The sequence below is a fragment of the Candidatus Planktophila sp. genome (assembly GCF_044348745.1).
Taxonomy (GTDB): Bacteria; Actinomycetota; Actinomycetes; order Nanopelagicales; family Nanopelagicaceae; genus Planktophila.
Genome location: NZ_JBIKSG010000048.1, coordinates 1 through 5,201, shown reverse-complemented (window position 1 = coordinate 5,201; position 5,201 = coordinate 1). Strand labels below are relative to the sequence as shown.

At 46.6% G+C, this 5,201-nt stretch carries 6 protein-coding genes and 2 tRNA genes; 4 read left to right on the top strand and 4 right to left on the bottom strand.

The genetic code is table 11. The features are described from left to right. The 3 genes from AC9UH7_RS06055 to pstC all read right to left on the bottom strand — a co-directional run. The coding region (locus tag AC9UH7_RS06055) for a phosphate ABC transporter ATP-binding protein (protein ID WP_509596234.1) at window positions 1-835 on the bottom strand (835 nt) is incomplete at its 3' end. A 46-nt stretch (window positions 836-881) separates the two neighbouring features. Continuing rightward, the gene (gene pstA, locus AC9UH7_RS06050; protein WP_509596232.1) at window positions 882-1,931 is read right to left on the bottom strand and encodes a phosphate ABC transporter permease PstA; all 1,050 of its coding nucleotides are present in this window, start codon (window positions 1,929-1,931) and stop codon (window positions 882-884) included. Continuing rightward, window positions 1,928-2,920 carry a phosphate ABC transporter permease subunit PstC gene (pstC, locus tag AC9UH7_RS06045; protein ID WP_509596230.1) on the bottom strand — a complete coding sequence of 331 codons (993 nt, stop codon included), beginning with the start codon at window positions 2,918-2,920 and terminating at the stop codon, window positions 1,928-1,930. The genes pstA and pstC overlap by 4 nt, the downstream gene beginning before the upstream one ends. A 101-nt stretch (window positions 2,921-3,021) precedes the next feature. Here pstC and orn point away from each other — a divergent pair, with 101 nt between their 5' ends. The 3 genes from orn (at window position 3,022) to AC9UH7_RS06030 (ending at window position 4,238) form a co-directional block, all read left to right on the top strand. After that, window positions 3,022-3,597 (top strand): oligoribonuclease, encoded by a 576-nt coding sequence (gene orn / locus AC9UH7_RS06040; RefSeq protein WP_509596228.1) that lies wholly within the window; start codon window positions 3,022-3,024, stop codon window positions 3,595-3,597. Window positions 3,598-3,622: 25 nt separating this feature from the next. Beyond that, a tRNA-His gene (locus AC9UH7_RS06035) sits at window positions 3,623-3,698 on the top strand. A gap of 54 nt (window positions 3,699-3,752) precedes the next feature. Further along, complete coding sequence (locus tag AC9UH7_RS06030) at window positions 3,753-4,238, top strand: inorganic diphosphatase (RefSeq protein WP_509596226.1); 486 nt, start codon at window positions 3,753-3,755, stop codon at window positions 4,236-4,238. Here the strand turns inward: AC9UH7_RS06030 and AC9UH7_RS06025 are convergent. Then, entirely contained in the window at window positions 4,235-4,897 is a 663-nt protein-coding gene (locus AC9UH7_RS06025) for an HNH endonuclease family protein (RefSeq protein WP_509596224.1), read from the bottom strand. The two genes, AC9UH7_RS06030 and AC9UH7_RS06025, sit on opposite strands and share 4 nt — an antisense overlap. A gap of 95 nt (window positions 4,898-4,992) precedes the next feature. Between AC9UH7_RS06025 and AC9UH7_RS06020 the strand changes: the two genes are divergently transcribed. After that, a tRNA-Lys gene (locus tag AC9UH7_RS06020) sits at window positions 4,993-5,065 on the top strand. The last annotated feature ends 136 nt before the right edge of the window (window positions 5,066-5,201 follow it).

The following is a 5,201-nucleotide window of genomic DNA, read 5'->3' as shown; positions in this document are numbered from 1 at the left end:
AACGTCCTGTTACGTAATCCTCTGTGCGCTTATCAGTTGGCGAGGAGAAGATCTTGCTCGTTGGAGCGGTCTCAACCATGATTCCTGGACCGCCGTCAGATAAGAAGAATGCGGTGTAGTCAGCGACACGAGCAGCTTGCTGCATATTGTGAGTCACGATGACGATTGTCATTGATTTAGCAAGTTCTGAAATTGTCTGTTCAATTCTAAAAGTTGATCCGGGATCAAGGGCAGAACATGGCTCATCCATCAAAAGAACCTGAGGCTCAACAGCCAAAGCACGTGCAATACACAAACGTTGTTGCTGTCCACCAGACAGCGCTCCTCCGTGCTCGCCAAGGCGATCCTTTACTTCACTCCATAGCCCTGCACGTACGAGACATGACTCGAGCAACTCATCTGTATTACTTTTCTTCAACTGAGCAAGTTTGAGTCCAGACAAAACATTCTCACCGATGGTCATAGATGGGAATGGGTTTGGCTTCTGGAAAACCATTCCAACGCGCAAGCGAATCTTTGTCACATCAGTTCCTGGTGCGTAAATATCTTTGCCGTCCAATAGAACTTCACCAGCAAGTGCAGCCGTTGGAATGAATTCATGCATACGGTTAAGTGTGCGCAAATATGTTGATTTTCCGCATCCTGAAGGTCCGATTAATGCAGTGACGGTACCGGCAGCAAAGTCCAGCGAAACATCTGAGAGCACATGCTTAGTACCAAACCATGCGTGAACCCCTCGTGTCTCAAGACCAGTGCCAAGAAGGTTGGTCCCTGGGACTCGTTGCTCACGATTGCCTGCAACAGATGCAAGAGATGATGGCGTCGTTGTCTGCATTTTTTTCTCCATATTGTCGTTGTTTGAATTCTCTGTTGGTGTCATCTCAAACTGCCTTTCTACCGCTTAAGTACCGAGCAAGTCCGAATAGAACCACAATCAGGATTAACAAGATCAGCATGCCGCCCCAAGCTCTGGCATAGGCCTCTTCTGTTCCACCCGTGAGGAATGCCTTCCAAATATAAAACGGTAGCGAGCCCATTGGGCCTGTGGTCGGATTCAAGTTAAGGGCGTCTGCTCCACCAGAAACGAGAAGAAGTGGAGCAGTTTCACCAATAATGCGAGCGATTCCGAGGATCACAGCGGTAACTAAACCGCTCTTGGCTGCAGGAACCACCACACCAGAAACAGTGCGCCACTGAGTAGCTCCCAGTGCGACGCCAGCTTCTCGAAGTTCATTTGGAATTAAACGAAGCATTTCTTCAGCGGTGCGCGCAATTGTTGGAATCATCAAAATACTCAATGCCAGTGACCCCATCAGGCCGGTTAACTCTTGGGTTACTGGAATAACTAAAATCGAAAGAATAAATAATCCGGCAACGATTGATGGCACACCACTCATTGCTTGAACAAGAAATTTAATTGGTCGAGTTAATTTTCCGCGAATCTCAGTTAAATAAAGTGCGGTCAAGAGACCAATCGGGAAACTAAAGATCAGGGCAACTCCCACCATAATGATGGTTCCAACTAGTGCATGTAAAAGTCCACCTGACTGAACAGGGTCATTCACGGATGCCATTGTCATGTCATTTACAAACATGCCAAAGTGAATTCCCTTGTAACCCTTTAGAACCACCGTCATCACAATGCTCACAATTGGAATCAAGGTTAAAGTCATTGCAAGAAATGCAAAGCTACTTAGTAATGAATCCTTTGCGGCTGCTAAATCTCGAAGTCTCAGTTGCTGAAGAAAGATCAAAAGGCTTGCGAAGAAAAAGTACGCTGCAGCAAAACCCAACTTGCCACTAAGTCCGGTGAACTCAATAGCGCCGGCTGCAAGAACACCGGCCAAAGCCAATATGCCAGCGGTAGCCATGCGTTGAGCGATGGATGTGCCCCAAGGTTTTTGAGGTTTTGGAATTGTGGTTTGAGTCATCGCCCCTTCTTTCCAAACCTATTGATTAGAACATCCGAGATAGCATTCACAATCAGCGTTAGTAGGAACAAGACAAGGCCGGCAGCCATCAGTGCATTAACTTCTTCTGGGCCAGCTTCACCGAACTTCAGAAGAATAAGTGAAGCAACGTTTCCTCCAGCACCGAAAAGAGTTTGCCAGTTAATCTGATAAACAACGTTAAGCACTGTGTAAACCGCAACAGTTTCACCCATCGCGCGGCCAAGGCCAAGCATCGCACCGCCCACCACGCCGCCACGGCCGTAAGGAATTACAACTGCACGAATCATTGCAAGTTTTGATGCCCCTAACGCATAAGCAGCCTGCACTCGATCCAATGGTGTTTGATCAAATACTTCTCGAGAAATCGCAGTAACGATTGGAATGATCATAATTGCAAGAACCAATCCTGCAATAAATGGTGAGCGCTCAAAGATTGGAGCTGGAACATCAAAGATTGGAATAAAGCCCAAATATTTATTGAGAAGCTTTGCCCAATATTCCGCGCTACTCATCAAAACTATGAAGCCCCAAAAACCAAAAAGAAGTGAGGGGAATGCAGCCATAAGATCGATTAAAGAAATTAGTATCTTCTTCACTGGTCCACGAGCATAGAAAGTCAAATACAAAGCACTCAAGACTGCGATAGGAACGCCAACAATTACCGCAATAAATGCGGTTAAGAATGTTCCAATAAGCATTGCACCAAGCCCGAAGGTGCTTTCGGCAATTTTGCCCTCGGCATCTTGCAATACTTCCCATTTAGATTCAGTTAAGAAAGAAAGTTTCTCAACACGCAAAACACTAATTCCCTTTAGTGACAAGAACAGCGCAATCAGACCCAGAATTACCAGGGATGTCATTCCACCAATGGTGACAACAGCACGGAAAATTTGATCTGAGCGACGAGGCTTTGTCGTGATCTCACGAGGAGCAGGGATATCTGCCGGCTTGTTTTCAAGCAATGTCATGCCCCGAATCTTGTACTTACGTGGGATTTTTTATGTGGACCAAAGGTGTCTAGCAGGTTAACAAAAGGTGAAATCACCCCTTTGCCCTTAAGGTTGCCTCCATGGCCAATGAACAACCGAATCTGATCTGGATCGACTGCGAAATGACCGGGCTATCCCTAGAAAAGGATGTCCTGGTCGAAATTGCCGTCCTTGTGACCGACTCTGATTTAAATGTCATCGGTGAAGGGGTCGATGTGGTCATCAAGGCGAGCGCAGAACAGCTAGCCGGGATGAATGATTTCGTCACTCAGATGCACACCACCTCAGGATTAATCACCGAGATCCCAAACGGCATCTCCGTGCAAGAGGCTGAAGCCAAAGTAATTGCTTATCTGGAAAGTGCCTCAACACAGCCTGGCAAATCTCCTTTGGCGGGTAACTCTGTCAGCGTTGATAGATCCTTTATCGCACGGGATATGCCACTGCTCAATGATTACCTGCATTACCGAACCGTTGACGTCTCATCTATTAAGGAATTGACCCGCAGATGGTTTCCAAAGGCCTACTTCGCTGCCCCAGCAAAGACAGGCAATCACAGAGCCCTTGGTGATATTCAAGATTCAATCGCAGAGCTGGCTTATTACCGCCAAGCTGTCTTTATCTCCGCACAAAACGAGGAGCCAACCACCGCATAACAGCGGGTAGACTTAGCACTTCATGGTGGACGTAGCTCAGCTGGTAGAGCACCCGGTTGTGGTCCGGGATGTCGCGGGTTCGAGCCCCGTCGTTCACCCCAAGTTTTAAATATCTCGATTGACCCTTGCACCATCAAGTAGAGAGCTGGACCTAAATGATTTTCGACGTTGTTGTTGAAATCCCAGCTGGATCACGTAATAAGTACGAGATCGACCACATTACTGGTGAAGTCCGCCTAGATCGCATGCTCTTCACCTCTACTCGCTATCCCTACGACTATGGCTTTGTTAAGAACACTCTTTCTCAAGATGGCGATCCATTAGATGCTCTCATCATGCTTGATGAACCAACATTTCCAGGCTGCGTTGTTTCATGTCGTGTAATCGGCATGTTAAACATGACAGATGAAGCCGGCGGAGATGACAAACTGCTCTGTGTTGCTGCAGGTGATGTGCGCAAGTCGTATCTACAAGATTTAAATGATGTGCCTGCCTATGAACTCTCTGAAATCAAACACTTCTTTGAAGTCTATAAAACCCTAGAACCAGGAAAATCTGTGCAAGGTGGAGAATGGGTTGGACATGTCGAAGCTGAACTAGAAATCAACGCATCATATGAGCGTTACAAGGGTTCTCACTAACTAGTTGGTAAGGCTTTTTCAGGACAAGTTTTCAAGATTCTAATCATCGCCTCTTTTTCAGGTGCGGTAAACCACAACTTGTATTTCATCTTTACCGCAATCTGTCGTGAAACATAATCACAGCGATAACTTTTCAGTGGTGGTAACCAAGTAGCTGCATCACTTTCACCTTTTTGTGAATTCAACTTTCCTTTTACCGCCAATAAATTAAGTGGATCGTTCGCAAATGCTTTTCGTTGATCTGCCGTCAGCATAAAGGCACCTGTCTGCCATGCATTAGATAGTGCAACAATGTGATCTATCTGAATATCACTACTTGTTTTTACGCCTTGAACAAAATTAAGAGTCTCCCCCGAAAAAGGATCAACCAATACTCCGCTCATCACAACGCAGGACTTGGTTTTTTCTTTCACCACAATTTTGGTCAAGTCTCGCTTCAAAATATCGTTTCGGGTATCGCACCGATTGCGATCAAAATCAGACTTGGTGAGATCAGGGCCAAATTGAGCGCGTGTGTATCCAGTTTTTGGAGCCCGGCCCTTTGTCACCTGAGCCTCAATAACGGCTAAACCAGAGGTAACTGATTCAGCTTTTGCAGGAGTCATCCCTGCCAATAAAAGGCTCAGAACTAGGGCAATCCTGATTTCTATGTGACTCACACGCCCAGTATGCGGGAGTTAGGGATGTGCGACAAGGCGTAACTTCCTGATAGGTTTCCCCCTGCATTCAAGCGTTTCCCACGCATGAATGCCTCGGGTGGTTAGCTCAGTTGGTAGAGCAGGTGACTCTTAATCACCGGGTCGGGGGTTCGAGTCCCTCACCACCCACTTACGACGGTAAGCCCGAGATCAGAACAATCTGCTAAATCTAGTAACCCTTAATTGTGATTACCTTGCTGTCCCCAAAAGGAATGACAGTATGGCGCGAGTCGAATCTAAGTTCGAGTACGGAGTTCCGACTAGT

What these genes read in the sequence shown, in the direction of transcription:
- pstA (WP_509596232.1), bottom strand. Translation starts at nt 1,931, where the DNA reads ATGACTCAAACCACAATTCCAAAACCTCAAAAACCTTGGGGCACATCC.
- pstC (WP_509596230.1), bottom strand. Translation starts at nt 2,920, where the DNA reads ATGACATTGCTTGAAAACAAGCCGGCAGATATCCCTGCTCCTCGTGAG.
- orn (WP_509596228.1), top strand. Translation starts at nt 3,022, where the DNA reads ATGGCCAATGAACAACCGAATCTGATCTGGATCGACTGCGAAATGACC.
- AC9UH7_RS06030 (WP_509596226.1), top strand. Translation starts at nt 3,753, where the DNA reads ATGATTTTCGACGTTGTTGTTGAAATCCCAGCTGGATCACGTAATAAG.